Here is a 15319-nt window from a genome sequence, read left to right on the forward strand (position 1 = left end):
TAGTCGAGTAGTACTAATAATCCGTAAGCTTATGTACACCCTTTTCCTCCGGGGCAACCCGGAGGAAGAAACTTTCTAAAAATATTAAATAAAATTACTTTTCTTTATCTCAGTATGTTAAGATATTTGCTCGACGCAGAGCAGTCTTTAAGTCGAAAGATTAAAGTCAAAAGTCGAAAGACTTTACAACTTTATCACCTTTGACTTTAGACTAACAACCTTAAGGTGGTTATTGCGGCGGGGCTCACCTCTTCCCATCCCGAACAGAGTAGTTAAGCCCGCCTGCGCAGATGGTACTGCAGTTATGTGGGAGAGTATGTCGTCGCCTTTCTTTTTAAAATCCTCATCATTATTTGATGAGGATTTTTTTTTGTTTTAAAAAACTTCATTTTTATTGAAAATTAGATACCTATTTACTTCAGATTTCGTAAATGATGTAAGCAGGTATTCTTTTGTGATACCTAAGCCTCTGGCGAAGCCTATCCAATACCAAATCGCAAAAGATTTTTTCATGCCTAGTTTGGCATTCTGAGGAACGAAGAATCTCTGAAAGTAGCTTCGTCGCAATTGGTAAGCGTAAACTTTGTCAAGTCATGCGCAGATTCTTTGTTTCTCAGAATGATAGAAAATGTATAGATTACCTTTTACAATTTTGACCAAGGAGAAATTACACTTTCTCATCCACCGGTTTTCGCGTTGATTCATATTATTCTACTTGAAATTTTATTCTAGATTGATTTATCTAATTAATTCAAGTTGCTAGTTGATTGCTTTATTTAATTGGAGTCCAAATACAAACAATGTCAGTTTTATCAAAAAACCTTCTAATGTGACTGCATGTATAGTTCTTGGAAACATTTTTTTTATGTCGCTTATTGTTGTTTCTACTCTTTTTCTCATTTTTAACTTTTCATTTTTTTGCTCTATTGTATCTGTCCGTTTAGCATTTGACTTTCTTTGAATTTTTAATAAAACACATTTTTTCATTAGGGAAAAATCTTCTAAACCGTAATCAGTATAAGCACTATATCCATAAATCGATGCTTCAGCAGGCAGCTTATCTATCATTTTTCCTAAAGCTTTTATGTCAGCTGTTTTACCTGGCGTGAAATGAAATGCTATCGGTATTCCATTTTTAGTTGTCAACAATTGAACTTTTACCCCATAAAAATAGTTTCTCATACTTGCTGTATAACCTCTGTACTTTTTGCCTTTAAGAATCTTAGAGTTTGTAATCCTCATGTTTTTACAAACTGCTACAGGAAATGAATCTATAATGTATTGCATCTCACAACAGAAGTCTTTAAAATAGGAACTTATAATCTCAAATAATTCATATAGAAGTCTGCCAACTTTATGTAAACGCATGTTGAACCTGCTCTTATCAAGCATCTTTGGAATAAATCCATATTCTTTCATAAACTTAATGGCTGAGCAGTGATTGCCATAAAAGCTTGTCGAAGAAACAATTGCTGTTAGGATAATTTCGCTGTCACTTACATGTCTTCTTACATCTTCCGGATGATTAATTCCTTGTAAAATATCGTCTATTAAACAAAAAATTGATATAATTTTGTCTTTACAAAGCATGGGTAAGGTTTATTGGTTCGCAAAACAAATTTACTGAACCTGTGCTTTGTTTTTTTATTACCTCTAAACTAGCAACTTGAATTAATTAGAAAAAAAAACTGAAAAAGGCATAAATATTTAATTAGAAAATTTTTGGGGTATTACAAAATTTTGCTTTAATCATTAGTTTTTCCGAAAGCGCATTAAAGCTTTTCGTTGTTTAAAATACGCAGTCTGAAAAAGATTTTGCCGTAGAATAATATAGATAGTTTAAAATATTCTTGTTATTGCGTTACGGATATAGATAATATCCTTTTGTGTGAAACCACAATCTCTGCAAAGTTGCAAAATTATCTCTCACAAAAAGATATAGCTGAAAGCCTGACTCGGAGGGTAACGCCCAAATTATTTTTACATAGTAATTAATGTTTTGATATTTAATGTATTATTTTTTAAATTCTTAAAATTCATTCCCGTCAACATCTTTTATAAATTGAATAACTCCTTTCATGAAAACTTGTTGGTCATCCCACATGGCAAGATGACTTCCGTTTGGACAATATAAAAATCGTCCTTTTTGAACTAATTTACTTTGTTCTTCCATGGCTTTTGGATCCATAGTGTCATATTTTGCTCCAATCATTAGTGTGGGAATTGATATTTCGTGGAGACGATTTTTTATGTCCCATTTTGCTAAACGCCCACTAATTCCAAATTCGCTTGGTCCTTGCATCATTGTGTAAATTTCTCCATTGACATGTTTACTGGCTCGATTTAATCCGTCTGGCCATTCTTTTAGTCTGCATAGATGTTCATGATAAAAGTTTGGAATCAAAAGTTCCATATATCTGGGATTATTGAAATCTTCTTTAGCTTCTAACATTCTAATTTCAGCTAATATTTCTGGCTTCATTTGCTTTGACAGTACTTTGTCGGCATATTCTCTATACTCTGGTGCGCTGGCAACCATATTTGAAACAAGAAGTCCTTTTAGATTTTGCTGATATTTTAACGCATATTCCATTGCAAGGATTCCTCCCCATGAATTTCCTAAGACATAAAAGTTACTACTATCTGCTCCAATTGCTTTCCGTACTTGTTCTACTTCTTCAACAAAACGCTCTGTTTTCCATAAACTGCTGTCTTTAGGCTGATCACTGTAGTAGGAACCAAGTTGATCATATTCGTAGAATTCAAAACCTTCTCGTTGAAAAAATGTTTCAAAGCACTCCATATATTCATGTGTCATAGCTGGGCCTCCATGTAATAATAGTATTTTTATTTTTGGATTATTTCCAAAGCGTTTTGTCCATACTTTAAATTCACCTACCGGGGTTTTAATGGGAATCATTTTTACTCCAGCTGATTCTACATCATTAGTTTTCTCATATGTGAAATAATCTGAAAGGGTTTCTGGTTTGTTTTCTTTTTTGCAAGATATTGTAAGGACTATTAGTAATAGGAATAAAATCGAACGCATAATATTAGTTGGAGTTAGAATAGTTATATTTTTATTTTTTATTTAACTTAAATAACTTCAGTTAAATAATAATGGCAAACATCTGTTAATTCACATTCTTGACATTTAGGTTTTGGTCTGCAAATTTCTCTTCCATGAAATGAAATAGCCATTCCAATTTCTGACCAAATAGATTTTGGCAGTACTTGCATTAACTCTTTTTCGACTTTATTTCCGTCTTTGCTTTCTTTTATAATGCCAATTCTGGGTGCAACTCTAATAACATGTAAATCTGCAATAATACCTTCAACAGGCTGATTGGTTTCTCTCATGATAACATTTGCAGATTTTCGACCAACACCTTTTAAAGCAGTTAGACCTTGCATTGTCAATGGAATATCCTCGTCATTTTTAATAGTTTTAGCAATTTCTAATAACCATCCCGCTTTTGTGGGATAATTTCGGACTTTGCTTATGTATGGTATAAATGTTTCAGAATCAGCTTTTGATAAACTTTTAAATGTTGGGAATTTTTCAAATAAAGCAGGTGAAATCTTATTTATGTTAGCATCAGAATCCTGCGCAGATAATACTACCATAACCAGTAGTTGATAGATGCTTTTATATTCTAAAGGATGTTTTTCTCCTTTATATTTTTTTAAAATCGGCTTTAACTTAACTGCCCAATTCGATGTTTCTCCAAATAAATCCATCTTTCATCTTATTTAATTAAATAATAAAAATATTACTATCATAAAGTTAAGTACTTTTAATAAAATCAATGACTTTTTTTATGACATTTTGATTTCCTAAAATTTTTCTGTGCCCCAAACCATCTGTAAGAAATAAACTTCCGTTTTGGAGATTTCTATGAATATTAATTCCAGCTGTTACCGGAACTTCGGGATCATCATTATCATGAATTACTAGTACAGGAATTTGAATTTTTTGCGCTGCTTTATAAGCTGAAAAATCATTCATTTTGACTTTGTATTTATTCTCAAAGTGATCACGTAATCGGTCACTAATTTCTCTTTTTAAACCTAATTTTGAAATAAATTCTTCCAAAATATCTTGTACTATATCTCCACTACCAATAATAATTGCTTTTTCGACTTTCAACCCATCTTTGATTGCATTTAGAACAGACATTCCGCCTAATGAATGACCGATTGCAATTTTAAATGGACCAAATTGTTTTTCAATTTCTAATATAGAAGCTATAAATTCAGACATTATAGTTGTTTTCCCTTCAGACTTACCATGTGCCGGTGCATCAAAACTTACAACTGAATATCCGTTTTGTACAAGTTCATCGGCTATTTTAAATAATTGAGTTCCACGTCCAGACCAACCGTGAACTAATAATATTTTGCGTTCACTTTTTCCGTACTCGTATGTTACAATACTTTTATTAATTACGGGTATGAAAATTTTATTTTTAACACTTTTAAGATCCATTTCAAACTCTCGTTTGGGAACCTTATGTTTTATTGGGCTTGTAAAAAGTTTTGCAGCAAATGTAGTTACTAATTTAGGTGAAATAAAAGCGAGTATTTTACTGGAAAGTATAATTACACGTGGAATTTTTAAAGATTGAGTAGGATTAGTAGTATTTTTTGCCATATCAATAAATTTTTTCTTAAGTCTTGATTTAATTTATTTTTTCCTAAATTTAGGAAACATAAAAGTAGCATATTAATAAATGTATACTATAAAAAAAAAATCGACGATTAAGTTTTAATAATTAGTACATAAATTTCTACATGGAAATATTTCATATTAGCGCAGAATGTTATCCTATGGCAAAGGTTGGTGGCCTTGCAGATGTTGTGGGAGCTTTACCTAAATATCAAAAAAATGCTGGTCATCAGGTTCGTGTTGTCGTTCCTGGTTATGATACAAAGTTTAAAAATGAGAATGATTTTGAATGTGTTCATTGGGGGAATGTAAAACTGGGGAATTTTGATTTTCCGTTTAGTGTTTTAAAAGAAACAACGGATAAACTTGGATATGAATTATATCTGATAGAAATTAATGAATTGTTCAATCGCCCAAATTTATATGGTTATGAAGATGATATTGAGCGATTTTTATCTTTTCAAATTGCAACTTTAGATTGGATTTTAGCACGTAAGAGTGTTCCGGATATTATTAATTGTCACGATCATCATACCGGATTAATTCCTTTTTTAATAAAATATGCGTATAAATATGAAGGTTTACAAACGATAAAAACGGTTATAACCATTCATAATGGTTTGTATCAGGGATGGTTTGGCTTTGACAAATTGCATTATTTACCTGAATTTGATTTGATTCATGTTGGTTTTCTGGAATGGGATAACTCATTAAATTCTTTAGCTGTTGGAATAAAATGCGCGCATGCGGTAACTACTGTTTCGCCGAGTTATCTAAACGAAATAAATATCTCAGCTAATGGTTTAGAATCTTTATTTAATTCGGTTCGTAATAAATCAATAGGGATTTTAAACGGAATTGATTTTGAAGTATGGAATCCTTCAAAAGATCAAATGATTGCTGAGAATTATGCGATTAATACTATTGAAACAGGAAAGAAAAAGAATAAAGAAAAACTTTGTGAACAATTTGAATTAGATTCCACAAAACCATTATTTAGTTTTATTGGTCGGTTGTTTGAGGAAAAAGGCGGCGATTTATTGCCTCATGCTTCGGCATTAGCCTTGTCTGAAAATTTTGAAAACATCAATATCCTAATTTTAGGATCAGGAAATGCTGCGATCGAAGAACAATTAATACAGTTGAGAAATGATTACAATGGAAATTACAATGTATTTATTGGTTATAATGAAGAATTAGCGCATTTGATTTATGCCGGATCAGATTACATTTTAATGCCATCAAGAGTAGAACCTTGTGGTTTGAATCAGATGTATGCTTTGCGTTATGGGACTGTTCCAATTGTTAGACGAACAGGAGGACTACGTGATACTGTGATTGATTTTGGAGATAGCGGAAACGGAATTTGCCACGACCAGGCTTCGGTAGGTGATATTTGCTATTCTATAAATCGTGCGATGAAATTGTACGATGATAAGATAAGTTTTAATGAAATAAGAAAAAAAGGAATGGCTATTGACCATTCCTGGGAAAGAGTTTGCAAAGAATACATTGACATATACACCTTAATAATTGAGAAAAATGAAATTTAAAAAGAAAAATGTTGTTGCTATTATTTTAGGAGGAGGACAAGGATCGCGTTTGTTCCCGTTAACAGAAACCAGATCAAAACCGGCAGTTCCAATTGGTGGAAAATATAGATTAGTAGATATTCCTATTTCAAATTGTATTAATTCTGATATTTTTAAAATATTCGTTTTGACGCAGTTCAACTCAGCATCTTTAAATGCGCATATCAAAAACACTTTTAATTTTAGTATTTTCAGCCAGTCGTTTGTTGATATTTTAGCAGCAGAACAAACTCCGGACAATCCAACGTGGTTCCAGGGAACTGCTGATGCTGTTCGTCAATGTATGTCGCATTTTTTGAAACACGAATTTGATCATGCCCTAATTTTATCCGGAGATCAATTGTATCAAATGGATTTTAACGAAATGCTTGAAGCTCATATTGCCGCAAATGCTGAGATTTCTATTGCTACTTTACCGGTAAATGCTAAAGATGCACCTGAATTTGGGATTCTTAAAACAAATCATGAAAGTTGTGTGGAAGCTTTTATAGAAAAACCAGACGCATCACTTTTGCCTGAATGGGAATCTGAGGTAAGTGAGCATATGCAGGAAAAAGGGAAAAAGTATTTGGCCTCAATGGGTATTTATATTTTTAACCGTCAATTGTTAGAAGATTTAATGTCTGATCCGCATACTAAAGATTTTGGAAAGGAAATTATTCCCCATGCTGTTGGAAAACATAAAATACTGAGTTATCAATATGAAGGATATTGGACAGACATTGGAAATATAGAATCCTTTTTTGAAGCAAATATTGGATTAACCGCTGATATTCCCGAGTTTAATTTGTTTGATAATGATAATAAAATTTTCACAAGACCAAGATTATTACCGCCATCAAAATTTAGAAATTCTATAATAAATCAATCGTTGATTTCTGAAGGATGTATTATTAATGCCAAAGAAATTAAAAGCTCTGTAATTGGTATTCGTTCCAGAATAGGTGTAGGAACTGTGCTTGAAAATTGTTACGTAATGGGGAACGATTTTTATCAGGATCTGGATGAAATGAATCACGAAGGCACTATAAATAAAATTCATGTTGGAATAGGTGAGAACTGTTTTATAAACAATGCATTGATTGATAAAAATGTTAGAATAGGAAACAATGTTCATATTAACGGAGGAAAGCATCTGGATAATTTTACGAACGAATTATATAGCATTAAAGATGGGATTGTCGTTATTAAAAAAGGAGCGGTTCTCTCTGATAATTTTAGAATTGAATAAGATGCAAAATAAATTTTAATAAAAAAAATCCAAATTCCAATACAAAGATCCCAAAATCCAATTAGAAAAAACAAATATGAATAAAGTTATCACGCATTCTCTATTTACTGATTTTGATATTGATTTATTCAAAGCAGGAAAACACTTCAAATTATATGAAAAATTAGGAGCGCATTTAGTTGAAGTTAATGGAGTAAAAGGTGTTTATTTTGCCGTTTGGGCTCCAACAGCTCAATCTGTTTCGGTTGTTGGTGATTTCAATTATTGGACACAAGGTGAACATTTATTGCAAGTACGCTGGGATTCTTCCGGAATTTGGGAAGGTTTTATTCCGGATGTTACAAAAGGATCTCTTTATAAATATAAAATCGAATCGAGCATTGATGGAATTGTTACTGAAAAAGCAGATCCGTTCTCTTTATATTGTGAAAAACCGCCTCACACAGCTTCCATTGTTTGGGATTTAGATTATAATTGGAAGGATGAAAACTGGATGCAGTTTCGTCAGGAAAAAAATGGTTTAGACAAACCTTATTCGGTTTATGAAGTGCATTTGGGTTCCTGGAAACGCGGTGAAAATAATCGGTTTTTGACTTATTTAGAGCTTGCCGATGATTTGGTAAATTATGTAAAAGAAACTGGTTTTACCCATGTTGAATTTATGCCCATTATGGAATATCCTTATGATCCGTCTTGGGGATATCAGTTGACAGGCTATTTTGCTCCGACTTCACGTTTTGGGAAACCACAGGATTTCATGGTTTTGGTAGATAAATTACATCAAGCCGGAATTGGAGTAATTTTAGACTGGGTTCCATCGCATTTTCCTGATGACGCACACGGTTTAGGATTCTTTGATGGTTCACATTTATATGAACATCCGGATCGTAAAAAAGGATATCATCCGGATTGGAAGAGCCTTGTTTTTAATTACGGACGCAATGAAGTTCGTGCATTTTTAATTAGTAATGCCGTTTTTTGGTTACAGCATTATCATGTTGATGGTTTACGTGTTGATGCCGTTGCCTCAATGTTATATCTTGATTATTCCAGAAATGAAGGCGAATGGGAACCTAATATTTATGGCGGAAGAGAAAATCTTGATACCATTAGTTTTCTTAAAGAATTCAATGAGGTAATCTATGCCAATTTTGATGGAGTTCAAACTATTGCAGAAGAAAGTACTTCTTTCCCGATGGTTTCCAGACCAACATTTACGGGTGGTTTAGGTTTTGGAATGAAATGGATGATGGGTTGGATGCACGATACTTTAAAGTATTTTCAGAAAGAAACTGTTTATCGAAAATACCATCAGAATGATTTGACGTTTTCAATGACTTATGCTTTTACGGAGAATTTTATGCTTCCGTTTTCGCATGATGAAGTTGTTTACGGAAAAAAATCTATTGCCAATAAAATGCCTGGTGATGAATGGCAGAAATTCGCGAATTTAAGATTATTGTATGGGTATATGTTTACACATCCCGGAACCAAATTACTTTTTATGGGTTCTGAGTTTGGGCAAAGCGATGAATGGAATTTTGAAAAAAGTTTAGATTGGCACTTATTGCAATACGATTATCATTCGGGAATTAAAAATATTATTACAGATTTGAATCAACTCTATAAATCTCGTCCTGCATTGTATGAAAAACAATTTAGTGGAGAAGGTTTCGAATGGATCAATTATTCAGATCATCAAAATGCAGTTTTATCATATATCCGAAAAGGACATAATGCTAATGAAAATGTAATTGTGATTTGTAATTTCACTCAGGTGGTTCGGGAAAATTATAGAATTGGAATTCCACAAAAAGGAAAATTAGAAGAGATTTTTAATAGTGACGCTGTTATTTATGGCGGAAGCGGACTTGGAAACTCTAAACACTTAAAAATCGATGCCACGCCTTATGATGGCAGAGACTATTCTGTTGAATTAATATTACCACCTTTAAGTGTAACCGTTTTTTCTTTCGTTTAAAAAATTAAGAGCTATTTTTAAAGTATTAATTTATCAATTTATTGTTTTTAAATTATCAAATTGTTTATTTTTTGATGCTTAATTTGGAACTCATTCAGAAATAACGTTTTCGTGAATAAACCTTATATTGATAGCCGTTTAAACGGTTTTTTTGTATGTTTGGAATAGAGATAATATTCGAATAATTAATTCATTAGCGTTATGATTACAAATACATCATTAGAATACAAGGGCGATTTATATCCATCAAAAATTGTTTCGCATGAACATGAAGGTGATACAATTTTTTTTCATACTGCTAATAAAGTCATCTTAAAAGTTACTATTCTTAGAGACAGTTTAATCCGTTTTCGTTTTACCACGAAGGGTTATTTTAGTAATGATTTTTCGTATGCTATCGATAAAACACAGCTTCACGGATACAACTTTTTAGAACTTACAGAAGAGGAAACTTATTTTCAGATCAGAACCAGTAAAGTAAAATGTAAAATTCAGAAAATAGATCTTCGTTTGTCTATTTATGATTTAAATGACCTTTTAATTCTTGAAGATGAACTAGGTTTTCATTGGGAAGAAAGTTACGAATATGGCGGGAACATTGTAAAAATGAGTAAATCTTCTAAGGATGGAGAATGTTTTTACGGTCTTGGTGACAAAGCCACACAAATGAATTTAAAAGGCAAAAGACTCGAAAATTTTGCTACAGATCAATACGCTTATCAAAAAGAACAAGATCCTTTATATAAGGTTGTTCCGTTTTATATTGGTTTACAAAATAAACAATCTTACGGAATTTTCTTTGACAATACTTTTAGAACTTTCTTTGATTTTTGTCAGGAAAGACGAAACGTTGCCAGCTTTTGGGCAGAAGGCGGTGAAATGAATTACTACTTCATTTACGGTCCGCAAATGCAGGACGTGGTTACAACATATACTGATTTAACGGGTAAACCTGAATTGCCGCCTCTTTGGGTTTTAGGATATCATCAATGTAAATGGAGTTATTATCCTGAAAGTAAAGTAAAGGAAATCACTTCAAAATTTAGAGAACTAAAAATCCCTTGCGATGCCATTTATCTCGATATCGATTATATGGAAGGTTTTCGATGTTTTACATGGAATAAGGATTATTTCCCGGATCCAAAAAGAATGGTTGCAGAATTAGCCGAAGACGGTTTTAAAACTATCGTAATCATTGATCCAGGAATTAAAATTGACAAAGATTATTGGGTTTATCAGGAAGCTTTAGAAAAAGATTATTTCTGCAAAAGAGCCGATGGACCTTATATGAAAGGAAAAGTCTGGCCAGGCGAATGTAATTTTCCTGATTATACAAATCCCGCAGTAAGAGAATGGTGGGCAGGATTATTTAAAGAATTAATTTCAGATATTGGTGTTAAGGGAGTTTGGAATGATATGAACGAACCTGCTGTTATGGAGGTTCCCAATAAAACTTTCCCAATGGATGTTCGTCACGTTTACGACGGAAATCCCTGCAGCCATAGAAAAGCACATAATATTTACGGAACTCAAATGGCAAGAGCGACGTATCATGGTGTAAAACGATTTACATATCCTAAACGTCCATTTGTCATTACAAGATCTGCTTATTCCGGAGCGCAGCGTTATACATCATCCTGGACGGGAGATAACGTAGCAACCTGGGAACATTTATGGCTTGCGAACATTCAGGTGCAAAGAATGAGTATTTCAGGAATGGGATTTACTGGTTCTGATATTGGAGGTTTTGCGGAGCAGCCTACAGGCGAATTATACGCAAGATGGATTCAGTTAGGTGTTTTTCACCCATTTTGCAGAACACATTCTTCAGGAGATCACGGCAATCAGGAACCTTGGGCTTTTGATGAAGAAGTAATTAATATTACCAGAAAATTCGTGAATCTTCGTTATCAGTTATTGCCTTATTTATATACCATGTTCTGGCAATATATTGAAGAAGGAATCCCGATGTTAAAACCATTGGTTTATTATGATCAGGACGATACACAAACGCATTATCGCAACGATGAATTTATTTTTGGTAATCAAATATTAGTGTGTCCAATACTTGAACCTAATGCTGTAGGTAGACGTATGTATATTCCAAGAGGTGAATGGTATAACTATTGGACAAATGAATTTACAACAGGCGGGAGAGAAGTGTGGATTGATACTAAATTTGATGAAATTCCTGTCTTTGTAAAAGCAGGTGCTATAATTCCGAAATATCCTGTTCAGCAATACGTAGGCGAACTTGAATTTAACGAATTAACGCTTGATCTATACTTTAAAAACGGAAAAGAGAAATCTGTAGTTTATGAAGATGCTCAGGATGGCTATGATTATAAAAAAGGACGTTACAGCTTTTTATCGTTTAGAACTATTGGCAAGGAAAAAGAGCTTATTGTTCAACTTCATAAAGACGGAAAATACGATACGCCATATACAAAGTATAAAATCAATTTAATTGGATTGCCTTTTAAAGTGACAGAAATTGAAATTGACAACGAGAAAATAGCTTTTGATAGTTTTTCTTTTGAAGAAAATAATTTCTTAATTGTTGATAAAGAGTTTAATGAACTTCACATTATTGGCGAATAAGTAAATTCTGATATTATTTTAAAGAATTATATAAAATATGAAATATTTTTAATTGTATTTTTGTCAGTGTTAAAAATAAAAATCATGAAAAAACATTTAATATTAGGAATTTTTACGGCTATTTTAATTGGTGGTTGTGCAACAAATCCTGTTACAGGAAAGAAAAATTTAAATTTCGTTTCAAACAGTGAATTGTTTCCTTCGTCTTTTCAACAATATAGCGCTTTTATAGCCGAAAATAAGGTGATAACCGGAACTGCAGATGCAAAAAGAGTAGAAGCAGTAGGAGGGAGAATTAAAACAGCGGCCGAAAAATATTTGACATATTTAGGTCAGGCACAATATTTAAGTGATTATCGCTGGGAATACAAATTGGTAGACAATAAAGAAGTTAACGCGTGGTGTATGCCGGGCGGTAAAATTGTAGTATATTCTGGAATTTTGCCTGTAACTCAGGACGAAGCCGGTTTAGCAACTGTAATGGGTCATGAAGTTTCGCATGCATTAGCAAATCACGGTGCACAAAGAATGAGTGCGGCACAATTACAGCAAATAGGCGGAGCAGCTCTTGGAGCAGCAACGAGTGGAAAATCTGAATCAACGCAACAAATTTTTTCTCAGGCTTATGGACTTGGTTCTGAAGTAGGAGTAATGCTTCCGTTTAGCAGAAGCAATGAAACAGAAGCTGATAAAATAGGTTTAACACTTATGGCTATTGCAGGATATAATCCAGATGATGCAATCTCATTCTGGACAAGAATGTCGGCTAAATCAGGAGCGGCAGGAACTCCGGAATTTATGAGTACGCACCCATCTGATGCTTCAAGAATTGCAAATTTAAAATCTTTAATACCTGAAGCAAGAGCTACGGCACTAAAAGTTGGCGTAATCAGATAAAAATAAAATATTAAATTATTCAGTAATAATTATAAGCTATTCTAAATTTAGAGTAGCTTTTTTTGTGTAAAATAACCGTTTGAAGTGTTTATAATTTATTAATATACGATTTGTCAAATTTCTTGTTGATTATCATAAAAATAGATAAATTCGTAGCCTGTTAACAAAACCATTTCTATGAAAGATTTACAAAAGGGAGATAAAAAATTATTAAACGCCTGGGCATTTTACGATTGGGCAAATTCGGTTTATACCCTTACAATTGCATCAGCAGTTTTTCCTATTTTTTATGAAGCTTTATTCTCAGATCGTGATCATTATATTGATGTTTTTGGATTGCATCTAAAGAACTCAGCTTTAATTAGTTTTATTACTGCAATTGCATTTTTGGTAGTTTCTTTTATATCTCCATTTTTGTCGGGAATTGCTGATTATGTTGGAAATAAGAAGTCTTTCATGAAGTTTTTCTGTTATATGGGAGCTTTATCGTGTATGGGTTTGTATTGGTTTGACCTTGACAATATTTATATTGGGTTAATGTTTTATTTTTTCGGATTGCTGGGATATTGGGGAAGTTTGGTTTTTTACAATTCATATTTACCGGATATTGCTTTTGAAGAACAACAGGATAAAATTAGTGCCAAAGGATATTCATTAGGATATATAGGAAGTGTGATTTTACTAATCATCAATTTAGCCATGATTATGAAACCAAAACTTTTTGGAATCAGCGGAACTGACGGTGAAGCAGCTATGAAAGCCATGAGATATTCCTTTATAATGGTTGGAGTTTGGTGGATATTATTCAGTCAGTATAGTTATTATTATTTACCAAAAGGAAGTAAGGATACTGGTGAAAAGTTAACGAGATCTGTTATATTTAATGGTTTTAAAGAACTAAAGAAAGTTTGGGCATTATTACAGGAAAACATTCCGTTAAAACGTTATTTGGGAGGTTTTTTTGTTTCAAGTATGGCTGTACAAACTGTAATGCTGGTGGCGACTTATTTTGGAGCTCAGGAAATCCAATGGGGTTCTAAAGAGGAAGGTACAATAGGCTTAATCATATGTATTTTACTCATACAATTAGTAGCTGTAGTTGGCGCTGTTATAACTTCACGTGCATCTGCAAAATTTGGTAATATCCCAACATTAATTGTAATTAATGCAATTTGGGTAGTATTTTGTGTAATTGTTTATTTTATTTATTTACCAATGCATTTTTACATTGCCGCAACTATTGCAGGATTTGTAATGGGAGGAATTCAGGCTTTATCACGATCTACGTATTCAAAATTATTACCTGAAACTGAAGATACAGCTTCGTTTTTTAGTTTTTATGATGTAGCTGAGAAAATCGGAATTGTTATTGGAATGTGCGTTTACGGTATTGTCGATCAGGTTACAGGAAGTCCGCGTTCTGCAATTGTACTTTTAGGAATCTTTTTTGTAACTGCTATTTTTCTATTAAGAAGAATACCAAAAAAGGCACTTTAAATTAATAAAGTGCCTTTTCTAGGATTTAAGTTGTCATAGAGTGTGACAAAATTGATATTTGATTGATGACAGTTTTTTTCTGATAAATTATGCTTTTGAAATATTTCCTGAACCGGAGACTTTTACGTCTTTTTTTTCAGGACTTCCCGTGTATTTTATATCTCCGGAACCTGAAACTCTTGCGACTAGATTTTCATTACAATTTACACGGCTATTTCCTGAACCTGTAACGTTTACATCAACGTTTTTAGTTTTTAAATTTACCGCATCTATATTTCCGGATCCTGAAAGTTTAGTGGTGAAATTATCTGTATTTCCCTTTATAGTGACATTTCCTGAACCGCTTAGATTTAATTCTAAATTAGTAGTATTCATAGCTAAAGTAAAGTTGCCGGAACCGGATAATTTTGCCAGAAATTTATCGTTTTTGATTGTATCGATTGATTTAATATTTCCGGAACCTGAAAGATTTAATTCAGATATTTTTTCAAACGGAATTGTAACCTGAATTTTTTTACCCAAACTTGGTCGAATGTTGGTGCCTTTTTGATTGTAAATTTTTAAGACATTATCTTTCACTTCCACTTTTACATACAACATTAAATTTTCTTCGCCTTTGATAATAATTTTTCCTTCTTTTCCTGCTACAAGATCTACATCAAAAGATCCGGATATTTTTATTGCATCATAATCGACAGTTGTTCTTGTATCCGTTATAATTTTGCCATTTCCTTTGATTTTCTCATTTGATGACCATTGTGCATTCGCAATAGAGCTTACTAAAAATGCGCTGTAGACTAAGAATTGAATTGATTTTTTCATTGTTTTGATTGATTTATGATGTTACTATT

At 32.7% G+C, this 15319-nt stretch carries 11 protein-coding genes and 1 rRNA gene; 7 read left to right on the forward strand and 5 right to left on the reverse strand.

The window, feature by feature from the left end:
- Positions 1–221 precede the first annotated feature (221 nt).
- A 5S ribosomal RNA gene (gene rrf / locus KHA90_RS05585) occupies positions 222–331 on the forward strand.
- 428 nt (positions 332–759) lie between these two features.
- Here the strand turns inward: rrf and KHA90_RS05590 are convergent.
- The 4 genes from KHA90_RS05590 to KHA90_RS05605 form a co-directional block, all read right to left on the reverse strand.
- Positions 760–1590, reverse strand: a complete 831-nt coding sequence (locus tag KHA90_RS05590; RefSeq protein ID WP_213296247.1) for an IS982 family transposase — start codon at positions 1588–1590, stop codon at positions 760–762.
- Positions 1591–2029: 439 nt separating this feature from the next.
- Positions 2030–3049 (reverse strand): proline-specific peptidase family protein, encoded by a 1020-nt coding sequence (locus tag KHA90_RS05595; protein WP_213296249.1) that lies wholly within the window; start codon positions 3047–3049, stop codon positions 2030–2032.
- Positions 3050–3096: 47 nt separating this feature from the next.
- Positions 3097–3741: an endonuclease III domain-containing protein gene (locus tag KHA90_RS05600; RefSeq protein WP_213296251.1), complete on the reverse strand. Its 645-nt coding sequence runs from the start codon at positions 3739–3741 to the stop codon at positions 3097–3099.
- Positions 3742–3787: 46 nt separating this feature from the next.
- On the reverse strand, positions 3788–4654 hold the full coding sequence (locus KHA90_RS05605) for an alpha/beta fold hydrolase (protein ID WP_213296252.1): 867 nt from the start codon (positions 4652–4654) through the stop codon (positions 3788–3790).
- Between the two features lie 140 nt (positions 4655–4794).
- Here KHA90_RS05605 and KHA90_RS05610 point away from each other — a divergent pair, with 140 nt between their 5' ends.
- The 6 genes from KHA90_RS05610 to KHA90_RS05635 all read left to right on the forward strand — a co-directional run bounded on the left by KHA90_RS05610 (position 4795) and on the right by KHA90_RS05635 (position 14468).
- Positions 4795–6222: a glycogen synthase gene (locus KHA90_RS05610; RefSeq protein ID WP_213296253.1), complete on the forward strand. Its 1428-nt coding sequence runs from the start codon at positions 4795–4797 to the stop codon at positions 6220–6222.
- Positions 6212–7492 carry a glucose-1-phosphate adenylyltransferase gene (locus KHA90_RS05615; protein WP_213296254.1) on the forward strand — a complete coding sequence of 427 codons (1281 nt, stop codon included), beginning with the start codon at positions 6212–6214 and terminating at the stop codon, positions 7490–7492. Before KHA90_RS05610 ends, KHA90_RS05615 begins: the two co-directional genes overlap by 11 nt.
- A 76-nt stretch (positions 7493–7568) precedes the next feature.
- A complete protein-coding gene (glgB, locus tag KHA90_RS05620) occupies positions 7569–9473 on the forward strand; it encodes a 1,4-alpha-glucan branching protein GlgB (RefSeq protein ID WP_213296255.1) in 1905 nt (634 codons plus the stop codon).
- A 201-nt stretch (positions 9474–9674) separates the two neighbouring features.
- On the forward strand, positions 9675–12074 hold the full coding sequence (locus KHA90_RS05625) for a glycoside hydrolase family 31 protein (protein ID WP_213296256.1): 2400 nt from the start codon (positions 9675–9677) through the stop codon (positions 12072–12074).
- A gap of 84 nt (positions 12075–12158) precedes the next feature.
- Entirely contained in the window at positions 12159–12971 is an 813-nt protein-coding gene (locus tag KHA90_RS05630; RefSeq protein WP_213296257.1) for a M48 family metallopeptidase, read from the forward strand.
- Between the two features lie 177 nt (positions 12972–13148).
- Positions 13149–14468 (forward strand): MFS transporter, encoded by a 1320-nt coding sequence (locus tag KHA90_RS05635; protein ID WP_213296259.1) that lies wholly within the window; start codon positions 13149–13151, stop codon positions 14466–14468.
- 87 nt (positions 14469–14555) lie between these two features.
- Here the strand turns inward: KHA90_RS05635 and KHA90_RS05640 are convergent, their stop codons facing one another.
- Positions 14556–15290, reverse strand: a complete 735-nt coding sequence (locus KHA90_RS05640; protein ID WP_213296261.1) for a head GIN domain-containing protein — start codon at positions 15288–15290, stop codon at positions 14556–14558.
- Positions 15291–15319 lie beyond the last annotated feature (29 nt).

The sequence above is a fragment of the Flavobacterium psychroterrae genome (assembly GCF_018380615.1).
Classification (GTDB): Bacteria; Bacteroidota; Bacteroidia; order Flavobacteriales; family Flavobacteriaceae; genus Flavobacterium; species Flavobacterium psychroterrae.

What these genes read in the sequence shown, in the direction of transcription:
- KHA90_RS05590 (WP_213296247.1), bottom strand. Translation starts at nt 1,590, where the DNA reads ATGCTTTGTAAAGACAAAATTATATCAATTTTTTGTTTAATAGACGAT.
- KHA90_RS05595 (WP_213296249.1), bottom strand. Translation starts at nt 3,049, where the DNA reads ATGCGTTCGATTTTATTCCTATTACTAATAGTCCTTACAATATCTTGC.
- KHA90_RS05600 (WP_213296251.1), bottom strand. Translation starts at nt 3,741, where the DNA reads ATGGATTTATTTGGAGAAACATCGAATTGGGCAGTTAAGTTAAAGCCG.
- KHA90_RS05605 (WP_213296252.1), bottom strand. Translation starts at nt 4,654, where the DNA reads ATGGCAAAAAATACTACTAATCCTACTCAATCTTTAAAAATTCCACGT.
- KHA90_RS05610 (WP_213296253.1), top strand. Translation starts at nt 4,795, where the DNA reads ATGGAAATATTTCATATTAGCGCAGAATGTTATCCTATGGCAAAGGTT.
- KHA90_RS05615 (WP_213296254.1), top strand. Translation starts at nt 6,212, where the DNA reads ATGAAATTTAAAAAGAAAAATGTTGTTGCTATTATTTTAGGAGGAGGA.
- glgB (WP_213296255.1), top strand. Translation starts at nt 7,569, where the DNA reads ATGAATAAAGTTATCACGCATTCTCTATTTACTGATTTTGATATTGAT.
- KHA90_RS05625 (WP_213296256.1), top strand. Translation starts at nt 9,675, where the DNA reads ATGATTACAAATACATCATTAGAATACAAGGGCGATTTATATCCATCA.
- KHA90_RS05630 (WP_213296257.1), top strand. Translation starts at nt 12,159, where the DNA reads ATGAAAAAACATTTAATATTAGGAATTTTTACGGCTATTTTAATTGGT.
- KHA90_RS05635 (WP_213296259.1), top strand. Translation starts at nt 13,149, where the DNA reads ATGAAAGATTTACAAAAGGGAGATAAAAAATTATTAAACGCCTGGGCA.
- KHA90_RS05640 (WP_213296261.1), bottom strand. Translation starts at nt 15,290, where the DNA reads ATGAAAAAATCAATTCAATTCTTAGTCTACAGCGCATTTTTAGTAAGC.